18 protein-coding genes are annotated in these 20,550 nt (G+C 57.8%); 4 read left to right on the plus strand and 14 right to left on the minus strand.

What is annotated here, in order from left to right:
- The first annotated feature begins 86 nt into the window (after nt 1–86).
- Nucleotides 87–665, plus strand: a complete 579-nt coding sequence (locus EQV93_RS10980) for a Maf family protein (RefSeq protein ID WP_240891553.1) — start codon at nt 87–89, stop codon at nt 663–665.
- A 256-nt stretch (nt 666–921) separates the two neighbouring features.
- Here the strand turns inward: EQV93_RS10980 and EQV93_RS10985 are convergent, their stop codons facing one another.
- Genes EQV93_RS10985 through rluC form a run of 3 tightly spaced genes read right to left on the minus strand, consistent with a single transcriptional unit; the run spans nt 922 to nt 3,543 of the window.
- Complete coding sequence (locus tag EQV93_RS10985) at nt 922–1,911, minus strand: S49 family peptidase (RefSeq protein WP_122783947.1); 990 nt, start codon at nt 1,909–1,911, stop codon at nt 922–924.
- Between the two features lie 20 nt (nt 1,912–1,931).
- Nucleotides 1,932–2,594 (minus strand): HAD-IA family hydrolase, encoded by a 663-nt coding sequence (locus tag EQV93_RS10990; protein WP_122783946.1) that lies wholly within the window; start codon nt 2,592–2,594, stop codon nt 1,932–1,934.
- Nucleotides 2,584–3,543: a 23S rRNA pseudouridine(955/2504/2580) synthase RluC gene (rluC, locus tag EQV93_RS10995; RefSeq protein WP_122783945.1), complete on the minus strand. Its 960-nt coding sequence runs from the start codon at nt 3,541–3,543 to the stop codon at nt 2,584–2,586. The genes EQV93_RS10990 and rluC overlap by 11 nt, the downstream gene beginning before the upstream one ends.
- Before the next feature lie 712 nt (nt 3,544–4,255).
- Between rluC and rne the strand changes: the two genes are divergently transcribed.
- Entirely contained in the window at nt 4,256–7,540 is a 3,285-nt protein-coding gene (rne, locus tag EQV93_RS11000) for a ribonuclease E (RefSeq protein WP_240891554.1), read from the plus strand.
- 71 nt (nt 7,541–7,611) lie between these two features.
- Here rne and EQV93_RS11005 read toward each other — a convergent pair whose 3' ends face one another.
- The 8 genes from EQV93_RS11005 to EQV93_RS11040 all read right to left on the minus strand — a co-directional run bounded on the left by EQV93_RS11005 (nt 7,612) and on the right by EQV93_RS11040 (nt 14,754).
- Nucleotides 7,612–8,223 carry a transglycosylase SLT domain-containing protein gene (locus EQV93_RS11005; protein WP_208727488.1) on the minus strand — a complete coding sequence of 204 codons (612 nt, stop codon included), beginning with the start codon at nt 8,221–8,223 and terminating at the stop codon, nt 7,612–7,614.
- Nucleotides 8,224–8,277: 54 nt separating this feature from the next.
- Entirely contained in the window at nt 8,278–9,297 is a 1,020-nt protein-coding gene (murB, locus tag EQV93_RS11010; RefSeq protein WP_122783943.1) for a UDP-N-acetylmuramate dehydrogenase, read from the minus strand.
- Nucleotides 9,298–9,316: 19 nt separating this feature from the next.
- Nucleotides 9,317–10,084, minus strand: coding sequence for a 3-deoxy-manno-octulosonate cytidylyltransferase (gene kdsB / locus EQV93_RS11015; protein WP_122783942.1), 768 nt, complete (start codon nt 10,082–10,084; stop codon nt 9,317–9,319).
- Nucleotides 10,081–10,266, minus strand: coding sequence for a Trm112 family protein (locus EQV93_RS11020; RefSeq protein WP_122783941.1), 186 nt, complete (start codon nt 10,264–10,266; stop codon nt 10,081–10,083). The genes kdsB and EQV93_RS11020 overlap by 4 nt, the downstream gene beginning before the upstream one ends.
- Nucleotides 10,267–10,295: 29 nt before the next feature.
- Nucleotides 10,296–11,300: a tetraacyldisaccharide 4'-kinase gene (gene lpxK / locus EQV93_RS11025; protein WP_240891555.1), complete on the minus strand. Its 1,005-nt coding sequence runs from the start codon at nt 11,298–11,300 to the stop codon at nt 10,296–10,298.
- On the minus strand, nt 11,300–11,728 hold the full coding sequence (locus EQV93_RS11030; protein ID WP_240891556.1) for an ExbD/TolR family protein: 429 nt from the start codon (nt 11,726–11,728) through the stop codon (nt 11,300–11,302). Before EQV93_RS11030 ends, lpxK begins: the two co-directional genes overlap by 1 nt.
- A complete protein-coding gene (locus EQV93_RS11035) occupies nt 11,725–12,360 on the minus strand; it encodes a MotA/TolQ/ExbB proton channel family protein (RefSeq protein ID WP_146426791.1) in 636 nt (211 codons plus the stop codon). The genes EQV93_RS11030 and EQV93_RS11035 overlap by 4 nt, the downstream gene beginning before the upstream one ends.
- 177 nt (nt 12,361–12,537) lie before the next feature.
- Complete coding sequence (locus tag EQV93_RS11040) at nt 12,538–14,754, minus strand: DNA internalization-related competence protein ComEC/Rec2 (protein WP_240891557.1); 2,217 nt, start codon at nt 14,752–14,754, stop codon at nt 12,538–12,540.
- A gap of 132 nt (nt 14,755–14,886) precedes the next feature.
- Here EQV93_RS11040 and EQV93_RS11045 point away from each other — a divergent pair, with 132 nt between their 5' ends.
- Entirely contained in the window at nt 14,887–15,402 is a 516-nt protein-coding gene (locus tag EQV93_RS11045) for a DUF2062 domain-containing protein (protein WP_240891558.1), read from the plus strand.
- A 41-nt stretch (nt 15,403–15,443) separates the two neighbouring features.
- Here the strand turns inward: EQV93_RS11045 and EQV93_RS11050 are convergent, their stop codons facing one another.
- From EQV93_RS11050 to EQV93_RS11060, 3 genes are all read right to left on the minus strand, one after another.
- Nucleotides 15,444–16,223 carry an ABC transporter permease gene (locus EQV93_RS11050; RefSeq protein ID WP_146383910.1) on the minus strand — a complete coding sequence of 260 codons (780 nt, stop codon included), beginning with the start codon at nt 16,221–16,223 and terminating at the stop codon, nt 15,444–15,446.
- On the minus strand, nt 16,220–17,152 hold the full coding sequence (locus EQV93_RS11055) for an ABC transporter ATP-binding protein (protein ID WP_122783935.1): 933 nt from the start codon (nt 17,150–17,152) through the stop codon (nt 16,220–16,222). Before EQV93_RS11055 ends, EQV93_RS11050 begins: the two co-directional genes overlap by 4 nt.
- A gap of 145 nt (nt 17,153–17,297) precedes the next feature.
- A complete protein-coding gene (locus EQV93_RS11060; protein WP_146426792.1) occupies nt 17,298–17,921 on the minus strand; it encodes a glutathione S-transferase in 624 nt (207 codons plus the stop codon).
- Between the two features lie 133 nt (nt 17,922–18,054).
- On the opposite strand from EQV93_RS11060, the gene EQV93_RS11065 reads away from it, so the two are divergent.
- On the plus strand, nt 18,055–20,502 hold the full coding sequence (locus EQV93_RS11065) for an acyl-CoA dehydrogenase (protein WP_240891559.1): 2,448 nt from the start codon (nt 18,055–18,057) through the stop codon (nt 20,500–20,502).
- Nucleotides 20,503–20,550 lie beyond the last annotated feature (48 nt).

Consider the following 20,550-nt stretch of genomic DNA (forward strand, 5'->3'; position numbering starts at 1 on the left):
GGACCCCTTCACGTGTCAAAGGAAATTGTGCCTGTGCGACATCGCGTACGACCATTAGAATCGTCAGCAACCCACAGGAGTCGCGCATGCTACCTTTATTACTCGCTTCAAGCTCGGTTTATCGCCGCGATTTATTGTCTCGCCTGCGCTTACCCTTTACTTGCAGCTCACCAGACATCAACGAGAGCCATCAAACCGGCGAATCAGCCATCGACCTGGTCAAACGCCTGTCTTTGGAAAAGGCGCAAGCACTGAGCAGCAGCCACCCCAAACACCTGATCATCGGCTCTGATCAGGTCGCCGTGCTGGACGGGCAAATCATCGGCAAGCCGCATACCTTCGACAAGGCACGCCAGCAACTGCTGAACGCCAGCGGGGCCAGCGTCAGCTTCCTGACCGGCCTCACCCTGCTAAATAGCCAGACAGGCCATTATCAGACCGACTGCATCCCTTTTACCGTTCACATGCGCAAGCTCACCCCAGAGCAGATAGAGCGCTATCTGCTCGCCGAGGAGCCGTACGACTGCGCAGGCAGCTTCAAGGCAGAAGGTCTGGGCGTCAGCCTGTTTCAGCGCACAGAAGGCGAGGACGCCACCAGCCTGGTCGGTCTGCCTCTTATCCGCCTGGTCGACATGCTGATAGCAGAAGGCGTTGCTATCCCCTAACGCAACCCCATAGGGAAACGCGAATTGCGTAGCAGCTGTCGAGTAACGCGAGGCTGCGTTCGACGGCAAAGCCGTCGCTAAACCTTTCGACCCGGCAAACCAGACACACCGCACTGACAGAGGTTGCGACGATTGCATCGTCGAACGTAGCCTCGCGTTACTCGTCAACTGCTACGTCATTTCCGCGCTTGAGATGCAAACCGCCCCCACAAAAAAAAACGGCCCGAAGGCCGTTTCTTGAGAGCATCACTGCCAATCAGCGCAACGTAGGTCCTTGAAAACCCATCCACATTGCCAATTGCTCAGCCACACTGGTACCGAGTTTTTTGGAGAAGCGATCAAACGCCGACTCCTGCACGGTAAAGTCCACCAGCTCTTTTTCGCCAATCACATCACGCGCAACCGAGCTGGCATTGCCCAACCCATCAATCAACCCCAGTGGCAGGGCCTGCTGACCTGTCCAGACCAAACCAGAAAACAGCTCAGGATGATCCTTGTCCTTTAGTCGATCGCCTCGACCCTGCTTCACGCTGGCAATGAACTGCTCGTGAGTGATGTTCAGCACACCCTGCCAGAACTTGGTCTCATCCGGCTTTTCAGGCTCGAACGGATCAAGAAAGGCCTTATGGTCGCCCGAGGTATAAGCACGGCGCTGAATACCCAGCTTCTCCATCGCGCCCACGAAACCAAAGCCCGCCGCGGTCACACCTATCGAACCGACCAGACTGGCCTTGTCCGCATAGATTTCATCAGCCGCACTGGCAATGTAATAAGCGCCTGAAGCCCCCAGATCGGAAATGACCGCATACACCTTGATGTTCGGGTTCAAGCCACGCAGACGACGAATTTCATCGTAGACATAACCCGACTGAACAGGACTGCCGCCCGGGCTGTTGATGCGCAGAATCACACCCTTGACCTTTGGATCTTCGAACGCAGCGCGCAGGCTGGTCACCAGATTGTCGGCACTGGCCAGCTCTTTATCAGCTATCACGCCACGCACATCAATCAGCGCGGTATAACCCGAACTGCTGGTTACGCTGCGTTCCATATCCAACAAAGGCGTGAACAAAAACAACATGGCAATAAGGTAGAAAAAGGTCAGCAGCTTGAAAAAAATACCCCAGCGACGCGAACGGCGCTGCTCCTGAATACCCGCCAACAAGGTTTTTTCCAGAAGCTTCCAGCTCTTGTCATCACCGACAGTCGGCTCTGCCTCGGAAGGCGCTTTCCATTGATCAACCATGCTCTACCCCTGCAAAGACTTTAATTAACCTGACGATCCAGCCAGGTACGCAACTCGGTAAAACGCTCAATGGCCAATCGCGGCTCATAAGCCATCAGACTTTGCATCGACTGAGCACCATAGCCCACCGCAACAGAATCAATGCCTGCATTACGCGCCATCAGCAAATCGAAGGACGCATCCCCCACCATCAAGGCTTGCTCGGGGCGAACATCGCAATGGGCAAGAATCTGGTTCAACATCAAAGGATCAGGCTTGCTGGCCGACTCGTCGGCTGCACGGGTGATATCAAAGAAATCTTCCCAGCCATTGGCCTTGAGCACCCGATCAAGACCTCGCCTGGCCTTGCCGGTAGCGACAGCCAGACGATAGCCCGCAGCCCGGAAGGCCTCCAGCGATTCCTTCACACCCGCAAAGAGTGGTGAAGGCTGGGCATCCATAGCGATATAGACATCTGCGTAATGCTGGCGAAATGAAACAACCTGCTCAGGCGTCATATCGGGATAAAGGGTCAAGATAGCCTCGGGCAATCCCAGGCCAATAATCCCCTTCACCGCCTCATCATCACGCTCGGGGTGACCCGCACGCTGCGCCGCCATCTGCATGGCAGTGACAATTCGCCCGATAGAGTCAGCCAGCGTCCCGTCCCAGTCGAAGATCAGCAGCGCGTAGTCATTCTGCACTCAGCAAACGCTCCACGGTTTTAGCCCACATTTCATCTACGGGAGCCTGCAATTTCAACTCACCACCTTCGGGCAGCGGCACGGTCAGCATATAGGCGTGCAAGAACAGACGCTTGCCACCCAAATCGCGAATTTCTTTGGAGAAATCTTCGTCGCCGTACTTGGTATCACCGGCAATGCAATGCCCTGCGTGCAAGGTGTGCACGCGAATTTGGTGAGTACGACCGGTAATCGGCTTGGCCTCGATCATGGTGGCGAAATCACCGAAGCGGCGCAGCACCTTAAATACGGTGACCGACTCCTTGCCCTCTTCATTGACTTCAACCATACGCTCGCCGGAACGCAGATTGCTTTTCATCAAGGGTGCGCGCACTTGCTTGATGGACGTCGCCCAGTTACCACGCACCAAAGCCATGTAGCGCTTGTCGACACCATCACCGCGCAACGCGGCATGCAAGTGACGCAACATGCTGCGCTTTTTGGCAATCATCAACAGGCCGGACGTGTCGCGATCCAGGCGATGCACCAACTCAAGCTCTTTAGCATCGGGGCGCAACTGACGAAAGGCTTCAATGACACCAAAGGTCAGGCCGCTGCCGCCATGCACCGCAATGCCGGCAGGCTTGTTGAGCACAATCAGCGCTTTGTCTTCATAGACAATGGCGGCTTCGAGGCGCTGCAACAACCCTTGAGCAAGTGGCACCGGCTCATCGCGCTCAGGCACGCGGACCGGCGGCACGCGCACGATATCGCCCGCCTGCAGCTTGTACTCGGGCTTGATCCGCCCCTTGTTCACACGCACTTCGCCTTTACGCAAAATGCGGTAAATCAAGGTCTTGGGAACACCCTTGAGCCGTGCAAGTAAAAAGTTGTCGATGCGTTGGCCGGCATATTCCGGCGAGACCTCAAGCAGCTGAACGCTGGGGGTCGGGGGGGTCGTGGTCGTCATGGCGCGAATGATAACAATTTTTTATGGAATTGAAGCACTTAATCATTGCTGCTATAGTCGCGAACGCCGCCAAAAGCGGCCTGGACAGCGGATTAACGGTGAATCACCGACCCTGACCAACGCTCTTGATCAGGACGCGAGGCCGTCCTACGGGGCTTTTGCTGCATACGCACCACTTGGAGTTGTAACAAGCGCAGGTGACATGAGGCCTGAAGCGAGCCTGGAAAGCAGAGTGCAAACTCGCCTTTTACGCCGATATTCACGGCCAGTTCACAAAGTGCAGTCAGCTGCGGGTAATGCGAGCGAATGCTTCGGAAACTTCGCCTTTATTAGCCATGATGCGTGAACTCCCCTTTTGGAGAACACGGTAAATGCCAACCCGCTGCGGATTCTGCGCGCGGCAGCACCCGAATTATCAGGGATACGTGTAGGGTGGAGATGCACAACCGTCGGACTGTGTAGCACTAGGCTTTTTCAAGACGCTTCATCTCGTCCACAGCCGCTGGTTGATTCCTCCTCCTGACTGAGTGCTTAACTTAAGTCACCACAGCAAGCAGGAAGCGTAAGTCGCGACTTCGCCCCCATTGGTCGAACCTCGCTGGACACTGGAGTGGCCAACTACTCCTGACGCACCTGACACCGACCGTGAGAAGTCGTGTGTGCCGAACGCCGTTTCCGGTAGCCCGGAAACCGACGGTACAACATGAAAAGAATGCTGATTAACGCAACTCAACCTGAAGAGTTGCGCGTTGCACTGGTAGATGGCCAACGCCTCTACGACCTGGACATCGAGTCGGGTGCACGCGAGCAGAAGAAAGCCAATATTTACAAAGGCCGTATTACTCGCATTGAACCAAGCCTTGAGGCTGCCTTTGTCGATTTCGGCTCTGAGCGCCACGGCTTCCTGCCCCTCAAAGAAATCTCCCGCGAGTACTTCAAGAAAGCACCTGAAGGTCGCGTCAACATCAAGGACGTCCTGAGCGAAGGCCAGGAAGTCATCGTGCAAGTCGAGAAAGAAGAACGTGGCAACAAGGGCGCAGCCCTGACCACCTTCATCAGCCTCGCTGGCCGTTACCTGGTTCTGATGCCTAACAACCCGCGTGCCGGTGGCATCTCCCGTCGCATTGAAGGCGAAGAGCGCAATGAACTGCGTGAAGCCCTCAATGGCCTGATCGCCCCTGCCGACATGGGCCTGATCGTGCGCACTGCCGGCCTTGGCCGCAGCAGCGAAGAAATGCAGTGGGACCTCGACTACCTGCTGCAACTCTGGACCGCCATTAAAGAAGCTTCGCTGGATCGTTCCGCGCCATTCCTGATTTATCAAGAAAGCAACGTGATCATCCGCGCCATTCGCGATTACCTGCGCCAGGACATCGGCGAAGTGCTGATCGACAGCGTTGAAGCTCAGGACGAAGCCCTGACCTTCATCCGCCAGGTAATGCCGCAGTACGCCAGCAAAATCAAACTCTACGAAGACAGCGTTCCGCTGTTCAATCGTTTCCAGATCGAAAGCCAGATCGAAACCGCCTTCCAGCGCGTTGTTGAACTGCCTTCCGGCGGCTCCATCGTTATCGACCCGACCGAGGCCCTGGTGTCCATCGACATCAACTCGGCGCGCGCCACTAAAGGCAGCGATATCGAAGAAACCGCGCTGCAAACCAACCTTGAAGCCGCCGAAGAAATCGCCCGTCAGTTGCGCCTGCGCGACATCGGCGGCCTGATCGTCATCGACTTCATCGACATGACACCCGCCAAAAACCAGCGCGCAGTGGAAGAAAAAGTCCGCGAATGCCTGGAAGCAGACCGTGCCCGCGTACAAGTGGGCCGTATCTCGCGCTTTGGCCTGCTGGAAATGTCCCGTCAGCGCCTGCGCCCATCGCTGGGTGAAAGCAGCGGCATCGTTTGCCCACGCTGCAACGGCACCGGCATCATTCGTGACGTTGAGTCGCTGTCGCTGGCTATCCTGCGCCTGATCGAAGAAGAAGCCCTGAAAGACCGCACTGCTGAAGTACGCGCTCAGGTGCCGATCCCGGTGGCGGCATTCCTGCTGAACGAAAAACGCAACTCGATCACCAAGATCGAACTGCGCACCCGTGCCCGCATCATCATCCTGCCGAACGATCACCTCGAAACGCCGCACTTCGAAGTTCAGCGTCTGCGTGATGACAGCCCGGAAGCCAACACCAACCAGTCCAGCTACGAAATTGCTGCCGCTGCTGCCGAAGTTGAAGAAGTTCAACCTGCCGCTGCGACCCGCACCCTCGTTCGCCAGGAAGCCGCCGTCAAGACAGCTCCGCCGCGCGCCACGGCTCCGGTTCCGACTGAAGCAAGCCCAGCCACTGCAACCCCGGCATCGGCTCCGACTGCCAGCATCGCCGAACCAAGCCTGTTCAAAGGCCTTGTGAAGTCGCTGGTCAGCCTGTTCGCCTCTAAAGAAGAGCCGGCCGCACCTGCTGTTGCTGAAAAACCAGCCACCCCTGAGCGCCCTGCACGCAACGAAGAGCGTCGCAATGGCCGTCAGCAAAGCCGTAATCGTAATGGTCGCCGCGACGAAGAGCGCAAGCCTCGTGAAGAACGTGCACCGCGCGAAGAACGTGCTCCACGTGAAGAACGCGCTCCTCGTGAAGTGCGCGAGCCGCGCGAAGAAACGCCGGTTGTAAGCGCTCCTCGCGAAGAACGCGCACCGCGCGCACCGCGTGAAGAACGTGCACCGCGCGCTCCTCGTGAAGACCGCAAACCACGTGGCGAAGCCCGTGAAGAGCGTGTTCGCGAACTGCGCGAGCCTCTGGACGCTGCTCCTGTCGTTGCGCCAGCAGTAGCGGCCACCGAAGAAGAACGCCCAGCCCGTGCCCCGCGTGAAGAACGTCAACCACGTGCTCCGCGCGAAGAACGTGCACCACGCGAAGTCAAGCCGGCTCCCGCTGCTGAAGACGAAGAAGTACTGTCCAGCGAAGCAAACACCCAGGACGAGTCGCAGGAGAACGCCGAAGGCGATCGCCCACGTCGTCGCTCACGCGGTCAGCGTCGTCGCAGCAACCGTCGCGAGCGTCAACGCGATGCCAATGGCAACGTGATTGAAGGTTCGGAAGAGCACAGCGAAGAAACCAACGGCGAAAACGCTGCAGCAACCACCACTGAACTGGCTGCCGGTCTGGCTGTCACTGAAGCCGTTGCCAGCTCGGTCATCAGCGCACCCGCTGAAGCCCAGGCTCACCAGCAAGCTGAACGCGCCAATCAAGCCTCTCACGACTCGGCCCTGGCCCAGACCGTTGTGGCAGCAGAAGCTCAAACAACTGCCGTTGCCATTGTTCCAGCGCCGATCGTTGAGTCCCCTGCGGTAGAAGCGCCAGTGGTTGAGACACCTTCGGTTCAAGCGCCAGCCGTTGAAGCTCCGACTGTCGAAGCGCCTGTGGTTGAAGCGGTAACAGCAATCGAAGCTGTCAAGGCACCTGAAGTTGAAGTGGCCGCACAGGTATCAGCAGAACCTGAAATCAAGGCCACTGCTGAGCCTGCCCCAGCCATCGAGACCCCGGTTGCTGCGCCAGAACCAGTGATCGAAGCCGCCATCGAAGCGCCGGCAGTAGAAGCGCCACGCGCAGAAACGCCGGCCGCCGAAAAGCCAGTCTTCGAAAAAGCGCCTGAGCACGTCAAGGAAGCACGCGTCGTTCGCGAGCCAATTGCCGAGCCTGCCGCCGTAGAAGCCGCACCAGCTCCGACTCCAGTTGCACCCGTTGCCGCTGAAGTTGTTGTCACTGAAGCCACTGTGATCGAGACCGCTGTAACAGCTCCGGCTGAAACGGTAGTAACGACCGAAGTGATTGAAGTGGTAGTGGCCGCACCGGTTGTCAGCACTCAGCCAAGCAACGGTCGTGCTCCTAACGATCCACGCGAAGTGCGTCGCCGCAAGCGTGAGGCCGCAGCTGCTGCTGCCGCCGCTCAAGCTGCCAGCGAAACCGTAGCCCCGGAAGCAGAGCACGAGCCTAAACCCCTCGCCTGATTCTGAAGGCCACTAAAAAGCCCCGCCAGTTCTGAACTGGCGGGGCTTTTTTATGCGCCGTGTTTCAGGCTCTAAAAGAACCAAAAGGAGCGACGTTCACGCTCCAGCTCACCACGGCATTGATTGAGCTGCGCGCCGTAGGTTTTAGCCTGCTGATCGACTTTGCGCGCCACCTGCATCAACCAGGGTTTTGCCCGATAGGTATTACGGCTAAAACCGCCCCGCCCTTCGTGGTACGCCAGATACTGGTTATAGGCATCCCACTTGGAAATGCCCAATTGTTGCTGGGTGCCCGCCACGTACCACCCGATAAACATGATGGCGTCACCAAAGTCATCGCGCGAGCCACTACTGCCCATGCTTCGTTCAAAATCGCTCCAGGCGGGCGGCTGAGCCTGCGCGTAACCGTAGGAAGGGCTGACCCTGCCCCACGGAATCACCCACAAAAGGTAGGCACGGGGCGGAAGTGCATCGGCCACAAAGCTGCTTTCCTGCTTCATGATTGCCATAGCGATATGGGGCGGGGTTCCCCACTTGCTCTCCATCGCCACCGAGTCCTTGTACCAGGCCGGATACTGGCGATAGATCGAACAGAGATTGCCTTGGTCTTTAGGCGGGGCAGTCATGCACCCGGTTAACGTCGCCAGACACAGAACCAGCGACACAGCAGGAAGTGACTTCATTGATGATCCAGACCGAAAAGCCTGCGCATGCGTACATGCGTCAGGCTGGCTCCATTAATACAGGTTAGGCTCCATCTCGAGCTGCACCGCGAAGCGCTGTTCGATGTCGGCCTGAATACGCTGCGCCAGCGCCAGCAACTGCAAGCCGGTGGCCGAGCCATAGTTGACCAGCACCAGGGATTGCAAACGGTGCACCCCGGCATCGTTCTCCCGGAAGCCCTTCCAGCCTGCCGCTTCGATTAACCAGCCCGCCGCCAGCTTCACTCGGCCATCGGCTTGCGGATAACCAATTACGCCAGGGTGCGCCAACTTCAATTCAGCTGCCAAGGCAGCAGACACCACCGGGTTCTTAAAGAAGCTGCCGGCATTGCCCAGCACCGCCGGGTCAGGCAGTTTTTCACTGCGAATGCTACTGATGGCACGGCTCACATCGGTGGCCGTCGGCTGCTCTATGCCTTGCTCGCTCAGACGCTGGCGAACAGGGCCGTATTCCAGACGCAAGCGCGGGGCTCGGCTCAAGGCAAACCTCACCCGCAGAATCAGCCAGCGCCCTGCCTGCTGTTTAAACACGCTGTCACGGTAGCCAAAGTTGCAGTCCTCCAGAGTGAAATCACGCAACTCGCCGGTTTGACGGTCGAGCGCGGTCAGCCCTGCAAAGACATCTTTGATCTCAACGCCATACGCGCCGATATTTTGCATCGGTGCAGCGCCTACGGTACCGGGAATCAAACTAAGGTTTTCCAGCCCGCTCAGCCCCTGTTCGAGCGTCCAAAGTACAAAAGAGTGCCACACCTCGCCTGCTTCGGCCTCAATCACGACACGCTCACCATCGGCTTCGACCTGACGAATCCCACGGGTCGCCATGCGCACCACCAGAGCTGGCACATCGGCCGTCAACAGCAGGTTACTGCCGCCGCCAATAACCAACAGCGGCAAATTGTGCTGCGCCGAACACTGCAGGGCCTCGCGCACATCGTCATCACTGTGGGCTTCGGCAAACAGGCTGGCGCGTACATCCACACCGAAACTGTTGAACGGTTTGAGCGATGCATTGACCTGCAACTGCAAACTCATAGACGCCCCTTCAGCCCAATCATCGAGCCTCCAGCAAACGCCGAACGCGCTCAAGGTCTTCCGGGGTATCGACACCGGCCGGCGGTGCTTCAACCACATCGGCCACGTGAATGCGCACGCCATGCCAGAGCGCGCGCAATTGCTCCAGCCGCTCGGTGTTTTCGAGCCAGCAAGGGCCCCAGCTTACGAAGTCATGCAGGAACCCGGCGCGGTAGGCATAAATGCCGATATGACGACGATAAGGCACACCCTGCGGCAACGTATCGGGGTGCAGTGCAAAATCATCACGCGCCCACGGCAAGGTTGCCCGACTGAACGTCAGTGCCAACCCATTGATGTCACTGACCACCTTGACCACATTCGGATTGAACAGGGTTTGAGCGTCTTCAATCGGCTCAGCCAGTGTCGCCATGCGGGCTTCAGGATGAGCGGCCAGGTTGGCTGCGACTTGATCGATCACCTGCGGCGGAATCATCGGCTCATCGCCCTGGACATTGACCACGATAGCGTCGCTGGCCAGCCCAAGTTGAGTAGCGACCTCTGCCAGACGGTCAGTACCAGACTCATGGTCTGCACGGGTCAGAACCACGTGCGCCCCGAACGCCTTGCAGGCGTCGACAATGCGCTGATCGTCAGTGGCAACCACCACCTGTTGAGCACTGCTTTTACAGGCCTGTTCCCAGACATGCTGAACCATCGGTTTGCCCGCAATCATTTGCAGCGGCTTGCCGGGTAAACGGGTCGACGCAAAGCGCGACGGAATAACGACGGTAAAAACCGGGATCATTTATCCAGACGCTCATCGGTGTCGAGGGTACGGGCTTCGCTTTCCAGCATCACCGGAATGCCATCGCGAATCGGGAAAGCCAGGCCAGCCCCTTTGCTGATCAGTTCGGTTTTATCGGCGCTGAGCTTGAGCGGGCCTTTGCAAACTGGGCAAGCGAGAATATCGAGCAGTTTGGTGTCCATAGGGTTCCCCTGAAAAGAATGAGTTAGGGTTAAAGATGATTAGGTAAAAGCCGCGACAACTGTTGGTCAAACCACAGGACAAAGGCCTGGGACGGCACAGCGTCCACCGCGAGGTACCACCAGTCGGGGGACGCAAAGTCGCGGCACTTCACCGCATCCTTTTCCGTCATCACCACGGGTAATGACGGTTTGAAATTCAAGACCTCGGCGCTGTATGGCGCATGGTCTGCGAAAGCATGGGCTATTGGCCGCCAGTGTAGCGCTTCAAGGGTAGTGAAGAAACGCTGCGGATTACCGATACCGGCCACGGCGTGCAACGCCTGTTCCGGCGCAAAATAATCCAATGCCTGACGCTCGCCGCTGACCAGATTAATCAGTGCCGTGGGCTTCAACTGGAAGGCAAACCCGCCCGGCGGATCATTGGCTGCGCCGTTGTACAACACCCCATCGACGCTGCTCAAGCGTTCTGCTGGCTCGCGCAACGGGCCGGCTGGCAGGCAACGGCCATTGCCCAGGCCTCTGGCGTTATCGATCAATACCAGCTCCAGATCCCGAGCCAGCCGGTAATGCTGCAAACCGTCGTCAGACAGAATCAAGTCCAGCGGCTCGCTGTCCAGCAAGGCTTTGACGGCGCGACTGCGATCCGGGTCGATCATCAACGGCACGCCAGTACGCTGCACAATCAACAGGGGTTCATCACCTGCAACGTCAGCACTGTGCTCAGCCTGCACACGCCAAGGCAGGTGCGGCGGTTTGGCACCATAGCCGCGACTCACTACACCTACTTTCAAACCGTGACGCTGGCAATGTTCGATCAGCCAGAGGATCAGAGGCGTTTTGCCCGTACCGCCCACAGTGATATTGCCCACTACGATCAATGGCACCGGCGCACGATAGATATCGCCCTCGCCCGCCACGAAACGTGCACGTTTACGCTCGACCACACGGCGGTACAAGCATTCAAGAGGGCTCAACAACTTGAGCAAAGGATGCCCGCCATACCAGGCGCGCAGCAAGCGATCGGACATGGCCATCAGGGGGTCGTCTGCGCCTCGACAGTGGTCATGCGCAGGTGGCTGAAGCCCAACTTGCCTGCGGCGTCCATGGCCGTAATGACCGCTTGATGCTGGGTTTTACCATCAGCACTGATCGACAGGGGCAGGCTGGTATCGCCTCCAGACTCCTTTTGCAGCGCTTCGATCAGGCTCGCCAGGTCGTTTTTCGGCAATAATTGGTTGTTCACCGAGAACACACCTTCAGCGCTGATGGCGACATCAAGTTGCTTGCTGTTCGGTTCCTGTTCAGGAGTACCGCTGACAGCCTCCGGCAAATCCACGCGCAACTGGGTTTCACGGGTAAAGGTGGTGGTCACGACAAAGAACAGCAGCAAGATAAACACCACGTCGATCAACGACGCGAGGTTGATATCCACTGTTTCTCGTGGTTTGCGGCGAAACTTCACGCGTTGCTCCCGGCCATGTCGACTTCACGGTCGCCCTGCACCACTTCGACAAGTTTGATCGCTTCCTGCTCCATGCCTACCACCAGCTCATCAACCCGGCGCTGCAGGAAACGGTGGAAGAACACCGCAGGAATACCCACCATCAAACCGGCGGCGGTGGTAATCAGCGCTTTGGAAATACCCCCTGCGAGCACGGCCGCGTTAGCCGTCATGCCAGACCCCATAAACGAGCTGAAAATATCGATCATGCCCAGCACAGTGCCCAGCAATCCTAACAGAGGGGCCATCGCAGCAATGGTGCCCAAGGCGTTGAGGTAGCGCTCCAGCTCATGAATGACCCTTGCGGCGGCCTCTTCAATGCACTCTTTCATGATTTCGCGGCCATGCCGGGAGTTGGCCAGACCGGCGGCCAGGATTTCACCCAGCGGGGAGTCGGCTCGTAGTTGTTTGAGTTTTTCCTTGTCGAGCTGCTTGTCTTTGATCCAGACCCACACCTGACCCAACAGATGAGGCGGCGTGACACGGCTGGCACGCAGGGTCCACAGGCGCTCGACAATAATGCCCAGCGCGGCAACAGAGCTCAGAATGATCGGCAGCATCATCCAGCCGCCGGATTTGACCAGTTCCCACACAGTGACAATCCCCTCGAAAAAGTGCGCCACTCTACCATAGCGTTCAGTGCTGACTTAACAACTGCTGCGCTACGGGATCAGCATTTTGAAGACCCTTGGGGCCTGTGGCAGCTTGGTACCTCGTCAGCGACTGCACGACTGGCGTTCCAGGCACTGGTTACACCCGGCTTGGCAGATTTAATCACGCCAAAACCGGCGCCGCTCTTGAAAACTCTTTGCCGAACCAAAGGCGCCCAATCTAAACGTGATAGCTCCTTGCTGGGCACTGTCGAGCACTTGCATCCCCAGCGCCTGATAACGCGCCAACACGAGAGGATGCGGATGGCCAAACGTATTGCCATGGCCTCGGGAAATCAATACCGCACCGGGCGCCAGTGCTTTGAGAAACACCATTGAAGATGAGGTTCGGCTGCCGTGGTGCGGAGCTTGTAGCCACTGCGTAGGAACCGCCAGCGAAGATTTCAGCAAGGCTCGTTCAGCATGAGTGTCAATGTCGCCCGTGAGCAACAGCCGTTCACCGCGGGCTTCTACCTGCAATACGCAAGATTTCTGATTACTGTCCTTTGCCTCTTGCCACTGCCATAGGGAAAACCGTACCCCATCCCACTCCCAGCGCTCATCGGTGCGGCAAGGCTGCGCCTGCAATGGCGCAGGCAACCCCGGCACATCACCGCTGATGACTCGCGCAACCTTCATGCCGCGATATACCGCGAGGGCTCCTCCCGCGTGATCCGAGTCGGCGTGACTGATCAACATCACATCCAGCGCCTTAACCCCCAACGAACGCAACACGGGTACCACTACCCGCTCGCCTTGATCCAAATCCCTGACTTTCGGCCCCGCATCGTACAAAAGTGTGTGATTACGGGTGCGCAAGACCATCGCCAATCCCTGCCCGACATCCAGTTGCAACACCTGGGCTTGGCCGTGGGGTATCTGCTCGCGCGGCGCAAAAACGGCCAGCAGCGCCAGCGGCCAACCCAGCGGCCGAAGCACGACACCGGCAGGCAATAGCAGAATCAAGACGCCGATGACGGTCAATAGCCAGACGTACACAGGCACTTCTATGGGCAACCAGGGTGTGATCACACCCGATAACAGGCTCAACCCGCGGATCAACACATCCAGCAATCCGCCCGACAGCCAGAGCAAGCTCTCACCCAGCCACGGCACCGGCAGCAGGAATGTACCCAATAACGCCGTAGGCAGCACCAGCAGACTGATCCAGGGCACGGCGACCAGATTGGCCAATGGCCCGCTCAAACTGATGGGCAAGCCCAGTATCCATAACAGCGGGAATAACCCCAGAGCGATGAGCCCTTGCGGCCGAAGCCATGCAGCTCGCCAGCCCCACGGCCCCAAGCGTGAGCCAAAAGTAAATATCAACACGGCCACCGCACCAAAGGACAACCACAAACCAGGCTTCAGGCTCGCCAGCGGATCGACTATCAAAACGGTATTGAACGCGAGTAAATATGGCATCCACACGCCCAAATGACGAAAGCGTAACCGCCACAGCAATACCAGCCCGAGCATCACGCAGGCACGCTGCACCGGCACCTCAAACCCCGCCAACAGGCCGTAGCCCGTCGCCCCGACAAACGCCAGCCCGCACGCCCAAGGCAACCACGGCAGTCGACGGGGCCATACCCCGTAGCGTGCCAGCAGTGCGACAAGGCCATAGAGCAAACCGGCAAACAGGCCGATGTGTTGCCCGGAAATCACCAATAAATGGACGGTACCGGTCGCTTGCAGCAGTTGCCAATCATCGCGACTCAGACCCGAACCATCGCCCATGACCAGCGCAGCCAGCCACGGCGCACGACCGTTGGCATCCGTGCCGAGCAGGCGCTGGCGCAACCCATCACGCCATGCATGGGTGGCTGGGGAGATGAGCTGGCCATCTTTGACCGACCCGGTCGCGCCGACGCCCTTGGCCAGTAACCACGCCTGATAGTCGAACCCCTGCGGATTGAGCAACCCTTTAGGGCGCTTGAGCGTGACCGCCAATCGCCACCGCTCGCCACTGTTGACCGACGGCCCGCCCCACCAGCTCAGTAGCAGGGTCTCCGGCAATTCGACGTGCCGCGAATGGGCGCCTTGCAGCTCGAAACGCACGCCCCTGTCCGTGGGTTGTGGCAGTCCGACCACACGCCCCTCGACCCAAAACGTTCGCCCGTCGAATGCAGGCGGCAATCGATCATCAAGGGCCGATTGCCCTTGTATGCAGGCCCAACCCACTCCAAGCAAAAACAAACCGGCCGGATACCTGCGCCCAATCAGCAACACCAGCCCTGCGGCCAGCAACAGATAAACACACCACACCGGTGGCAGTACCGGTAAAAAGCGCAAGGCAATCAAGCCCGACGCCAGCGCCAACATCCCTGTGTGCATCGTCCGTCCAAAAGTTTCCCATCACCCGGATTAGCTCAAACCCACTTCTGGCACTTAAATAATTGTCACAAAGTCTGAATAGGCATCCGGCCGAATTTGGTCATACTGGCCCCTTGACTGAGGGAGAGGCCCATGCCACGGCGTTTGATCAAACGTTTCATGCCAGATCCGGCCCTGATTAGGGAACATAAATCCTTACGATTTTTGGGCACACTGCTGCATGACCCGAATCTCTGGCATCTCAATCGACACTCTGTGGCAAGGGCAATGGCTGTAGGGATTTTCGCAGCCTTTATCCCCATGCCCTTTCAGATGCTGCTGGCCGCCTTTCTGGCAATTAACGTACGCAGCAACATGCCTATCTCTGTAGGGCTGGTCTGGCTGACCAACCCCATCACCATGCCGCCGGTGTTTTATTGCACCTACAAGCTGGGTGCCTGGTTGATGAATGTGCCCGCGCGCACCTTGCCCGATGAACTGACCTGGGAATGGATCAGCGCTCAGCTTTCCACTGTGTGGCAGCCGTTTTTATTGGGCTCGGTTGTATGTGGCGTAGTTTTCGGGGCGCTGGCTTATTGCCTGACCATGCTGTACTGGCGTTGGTGGGTTAGCCGTAAGTGGGGCAAACGTAAAAACAATCGCCCATGAAAAATGGCCCCAAAAGGGGCCATCGATATAAAACTACACCTTTACTGGCGCATGCCCCGCCCACTGACCAGCAGTCGGGCGCAACCGATATACAACACGATGGTCGCAATCACCATAAAGGTCAGCGCAACGCTGATCTTAATATCGGAGACACCGAGGATGCCGTAGCGAAAGGCGTTGACCATGTGCAGCACCGGGTTGGCCAGCGACACACTCTGCCAGAACGGCGGCAACAAGGTGATCGAGTAAAACACCCCGCCCAGATAGGTCAACGGCGTCAGCACGAAAGTCGGGATAATCGAAATATCGTCGAAGTTGCGCGCAAATACGGCGTTAATAAACCCCAGCAACGAAAAGATCGTGGCCGTCAGCACTACCACTACAATGGTCAACCCCAGGTGATGCACCTGAAGGTGGGTAAAAAACAACGACAACAATGTGACGATCAATCCCACGATCAATCCGCGCAGGATCCCGCCCACGGTAAAGCCGATCAGGATCGTGTGAGGGGATACGGGCGACACCATCAGTTCTTCAATGGAGCGCTGGAACTTGCTGCCGAAGAAGCTCGACACCACGTTGCCGTAGGAGTTGGTGATCACCGACATCATGATCAAGCCGGGCACGATGTACTCCATGTACGTGAATCCGCCCATATCGCCAATTTGCCGACCGATCAGATTCCCGAAGATGACGAAGTACAGCACCATGGTGATCGCAGGCGGTAGCAATGTCTGCGGCCAGATCCGCATAAAACGGCGAACTTCGCGGTAGATAATGGTGTTCAGTGCAATCAGGTTGGGACGCAGCTCTGAACTCATACCGCCACCTTTGCCAGGTTTTTCTCGACCAGCGACACAAACAACTCCTCAAGGCGATTGGTTTTATTGCGCAGACTCACCACTTCGATGTTTTGCGCGGCCAATTGAGTGAACAACCCGGTAATGCCGACCACCTTATCCACCTGGACTTCCAGGGTGTGGGCGTCAAGCAACTGACTGGGGTAGCCGATCAACTGCGGGCTCGCTGACAATGGATATTTCAAGTCGAGCAAAAAGGTCTCGACATGCAGCTGTCCCAGCAGATTGCGCATGCTGGTGTTTTCGACAATGGTGCCGTGGTCGATGATGCCGATATTGCGGCACAGCTGCTCAGCCTCCTCCAGATAATGCGTGGTCAGAATGATGGTGGTGCCTTGCTCATTCAAACCGGTGAGAAAACTCCACATCGAGCGACGCAGCTCAATGTCCACCCCCGCCGTCGGCTCATCAAGGATCAACAGACGCGGCTCATGCACCAAAGCCCGGGCAATCATCAAGCGGCGCTTCATACCACCCGACAATGAACGCGAAGGCGTATCGCGCTTGTCCCAAAGTCCCAACTGCGTCAGGTACTTTTCCGCTCGTTCCTTGGCAACTTTGGGGGGAATGCCGTAGTAACCCGCTTGGGTCACAACAATGTCGAAGGTCTTTTCAAACTGGTTGAAGTTGAACTCCTGCGGCACCACACCAATGCAGCGTTTGAGCGCAGCAGGTTGGCGGTCAAGGTCATTACCAAACACATTGACCGTGCCGCCGGTCTTGTTGACCAGTGTGGACAGAATGCCAATGGTGGTGGATTTGCCGGCACCGTTGGGGCCGAGCAAGGCGAAAAAATCACCTTCGGCCACATCCAGATCGATACCACTCAGGGCCTGGAAACCGTTGCCGTAGGTTTTGGTTAGCTGCCGTATGGACAGAGCGGAACTCATATCGGATTACGCACCAAGGTGGGGGAATGGGGATGACTCAATGAGGGCGGACTGTCTGTAAGACAAGTCCGACAAGGCCATTTAACACCACCCATGGTGCTTGGCCTTGCCGCACAAGTACAGTCACCCGTGTTAATAGTGTCTATTAAGTCAACGCGGTCATCACGGCGCTACGGTAGGCCGGACGCAGTTTCAGCCGCTCATACCACGCTTCCAGATGGGGCAGCGGCGGACGCTCTATAGGCATTTCAAACCAGGCGTAGATGAAAGAACCCAGCGGAATGTCACCCATGCCAATTTCCTCACCCGAGAGGTAAGGCTTTTCACTCAGGGCCTGATCGGCGATCACCAACAACTCAGCGCTCTCTTTAATGGCAGCGTTGATTTTGACCCAATCCTGCTCTTCGGCCGGGGTGCGCAAGACACCCCAAAACACATCGCGAAACGCTACGGCAAAGGAGGCCGTTGTCCAGTCCATCCACTTGTCCGCTTGAGCCCTGACCCGATTAACGAGCGGATACCACGACGTATCATCGCCGTACTCTGCCGCCAGATACCTGACGATGGCGTTAGATTCCCACAGGACAAAGTCATCGTCCTGAATCATGGGCACACGGCCATTGGGGTTCAACACACGATACTCCGGGCTGTCGACCACACCAAAGACACCGCCCGCCTCTTCCCTGCTGTAAGTCAGTGCCAGTTCCTCAATGCACCACAATACTTTTCTGACATTCGACGAATTCTTGCGACCCCACACTTTCAGCATGACCAGACTCCTGATTGATAGACGCCAGGGGAGTCTACGCCGTGATGGTGAACTGCGCCTCTTGCACGCAGTCACACTTAATACGGTGTTCTAGACTCAGGGATCCCGACCTTGGCTTCATGGAGGATTGAATATGCTGTTGTTGTGGATATTGGTGTTGATCGTGGGCATCGCCTGGCTGGCCCATCGACGCGTCGCCCCTTTGACGATTATCAGTGTGGTCGCGGTGTACCTGCTGGCCATGGGGGTCATTGGCCATGTGTCGGGCTGGTTGTTGGCCATCCTGTGGATCCTGCTGGCCGTTCCTGCCGCCCTGATGTTACTGCCTGATCTGCGGCGCAAAATGTTCACTGCCCCGTTGTTCAGCTGGTTCCAGAAAACCTTGCCGCCCATGTCGCAAACCGAGCGCGATGCGATTGACGCTGGCACGGTCTGGTGGGATGGCGAGTTGTTCAGTGGCCGCCCGGATTGGGAACAACTACTGGCTTATCCCAAAGCTCAGCTGACCGACGAAGAGCAGGCGTTTATCGACGGCCCTACCGAAGAGCTGTGTGCAATGGTCAGCGACTGGGAAATAGGCCAGGCGATGGATTTGCCCCCCGAAGCGTGGGCGCACATCAAGACTCACGGCTTTTTTGCCTTGATCATTCCCAAGGAATTCGGCGGTAAAGGCTTCTCAGCGTATGCCCACTCGCAGGTAGCGATGAAACTCGCCACCCGCAGCGGCGACCTTGCCTCGACCGTCATGGTGCCTAACTCGCTGGGCCCGGCTGAACTGCTGCTGCATTACGGCACCGATGAACAGCGCAACCATTACCTGCCGCGCCTGGCCCGCGGCGACGATATCCCGTGCTTTGCCTTGACCGGCCCGCTGGCCGGTTCGGATGCTGGTGCGATGCCCGACACCGGCATTATTTGCAAAGGCCAATGGCAGGGAGAAGAAGTCATCGGGCTGCGCCTGAATTGGGAAAAACGCTACATAACCCTTGGCCCGGTGGCTACGTTGCTCGGCCTGGCATTCAAGGCGTATGACCCCGAGCATCTGCTGGGCGACAAAGACGACTTGGGCATCAGCCTCGCGCTGATACCGACAGACACCCCCGGTGTGGAAATCGGCCGCCGCCACCTGCCCTTGGGTGCCGCCTTCATGAATGGGCCGAACTCGGGGAAGGACGTTTTTATCCCGCTGGATTACCTGATCGGTGGTCAGGACATGCTCGGCAAAGGCTGGATGATGCTGATGAACTGCCTGTCCGTCGGGCGTTCCATCTCGCTGCCTGCAGTCGGCACAGGTGCGGCCAAATTCACCAGCTTGGTGACCGGCCAATACGCTCAAATTCGCGAACAGTTCAATGTTCCTCTGGCCGCTTTCGAAGGTATTCAAGAAGCACTGGCCCGGATTGGCGGCAATGCCTGGCTGATGGACAGCGCCCGTATCCTGACGGCCAATGCAGTGGATCTGGGTGAAAAACCCTCTGTACTGTCGGCCATTCTCAAATACCACCTGACCGAGCGTGGCCGTGAATGCATTGGCCACGCGATGGATGTCCACGGCGGCAAGGGCATCATCATGGGGCCTAACAACTATTTGGGCCGTAACTGGCAAGGCGCGCCGATTTTCATCACTGTGGAAGGTGCCAACATCCTGTCGCGAAATCTGATGATCTTTGGTCAGGGTGCAATTCGCTGCCACCCCTTTGTACTCAAGGAAATGGCACTTGCCAGCCGCGAAGACAAAGATCAGGCCTTGTTGGAGTTTGACGGTTTGCTGCTCAAGCACATCGGTTTTGCGCTAAGCAATGCAGCCAGTACGCTGGTACTGAATCTGGGCCTTGGGCGCTTTGATCACGTGCCCGGCGATGCCCTGAGCCAAGGTTACTTCCGCGCACTGAACCGCCAGGCAGCCGCCTTTGCCCTGCTTGCCGATCTGAGCATGATGCTGCTGGGCGGCGAGTTGAAGCGTCGTGAGCGCCTTTCGGCGCGACTGGGTGACGTGCTCAGCCACATGTACCTGGCGTCGGCGGCACTCAAGCGCTATCACGACCTTGGCTCGCCCGAGCACCTGAACCCGCTGTTCAAGTGGGCAATGGAAGAAAGCCTGGGGCATGCCGAACGCGCACTGGATGAACTGTTGAGAAACTTCCCGAGTCGCCCATTAGGCTTCTTGTTGCGTGGCATCGTGTTCCCGTTTGGGCGCCGCCATACCGGTCCTTCTGACGCTCTCGATGCTGAGGTCGCTGCGGTACTGGGCCGTGCCAAGGGCGATCCGGCACTCGAAGCCATACTGGCGGGCTGCTATCGTCCGCAATCACCCGACGATGCCGTAGGCGCCTTGCAACATGCCAGCGATATGCTGCGCAACGCCCAGCCGGTGCACAAAAAACTGCATCAAGCCCTCAAAAGTGGCCAGCTCAAACCGGCAGCAGGCGAACCGGCCATCGATTCGGCCCTTCAGGCAGGCGTTCTGCAAGCCGATGAAGCCCAGACGTTACGCGCTGCGCAAACCGCGCGGCGCAAGGTGATCGATGTCGACGACTTCTCCAAAGAAGAACTGACTCACAGCGAAGGAAAAATTCGCTAGCACGACAGCGGGCGCGCAGAGCTTTATACTCTCGCGCCCGTTTTGCTT

Source organism: Pseudomonas sp. TMW22091 (genome assembly GCF_022496705.1).
Taxonomy (GTDB): domain Bacteria; phylum Pseudomonadota; class Gammaproteobacteria; order Pseudomonadales; family Pseudomonadaceae; genus Aquipseudomonas; species Aquipseudomonas saxonica.

Coding starts and splice junctions, on each gene's coding strand:
- EQV93_RS10980 (WP_240891553.1), top strand. CDS start 87: ATGCTACCTTTATTACTCGCTTCAAGCTCGGTTTATCGCCGCGATTTA.
- EQV93_RS10985 (WP_122783947.1), bottom strand. CDS start 1,911: ATGGTTGATCAATGGAAAGCGCCTTCCGAGGCAGAGCCGACTGTCGGT.
- rluC (WP_122783945.1), bottom strand. CDS start 3,543: ATGACGACCACGACCCCCCCGACCCCCAGCGTTCAGCTGCTTGAGGTC.
- rne (WP_240891554.1), top strand. CDS start 4,256: ATGCTGATTAACGCAACTCAACCTGAAGAGTTGCGCGTTGCACTGGTA.
- EQV93_RS11005 (WP_208727488.1), bottom strand. CDS start 8,223: ATGAAGTCACTTCCTGCTGTGTCGCTGGTTCTGTGTCTGGCGACGTTA.
- murB (WP_122783943.1), bottom strand. CDS start 9,297: ATGAGTTTGCAGTTGCAGGTCAATGCATCGCTCAAACCGTTCAACAGT.
- kdsB (WP_122783942.1), bottom strand. CDS start 10,084: ATGATCCCGGTTTTTACCGTCGTTATTCCGTCGCGCTTTGCGTCGACC.
- EQV93_RS11020 (WP_122783941.1), bottom strand. CDS start 10,266: ATGGACACCAAACTGCTCGATATTCTCGCTTGCCCAGTTTGCAAAGGC.
- lpxK (WP_240891555.1), bottom strand. CDS start 11,300: ATGGCCATGTCCGATCGCTTGCTGCGCGCCTGGTATGGCGGGCATCCT.
- EQV93_RS11040 (WP_240891557.1), bottom strand. CDS start 14,754: ATGCACACAGGGATGTTGGCGCTGGCGTCGGGCTTGATTGCCTTGCGC.
- EQV93_RS11045 (WP_240891558.1), top strand. CDS start 14,887: ATGCCACGGCGTTTGATCAAACGTTTCATGCCAGATCCGGCCCTGATT.
- EQV93_RS11050 (WP_146383910.1), bottom strand. CDS start 16,223: ATGAGTTCAGAGCTGCGTCCCAACCTGATTGCACTGAACACCATTATC.
- EQV93_RS11055 (WP_122783935.1), bottom strand. CDS start 17,152: ATGAGTTCCGCTCTGTCCATACGGCAGCTAACCAAAACCTACGGCAAC.
- EQV93_RS11060 (WP_146426792.1), bottom strand. CDS start 17,921: ATGCTGAAAGTGTGGGGTCGCAAGAATTCGTCGAATGTCAGAAAAGTA.
- EQV93_RS11065 (WP_240891559.1), top strand. CDS start 18,055: ATGCTGTTGTTGTGGATATTGGTGTTGATCGTGGGCATCGCCTGGCTG.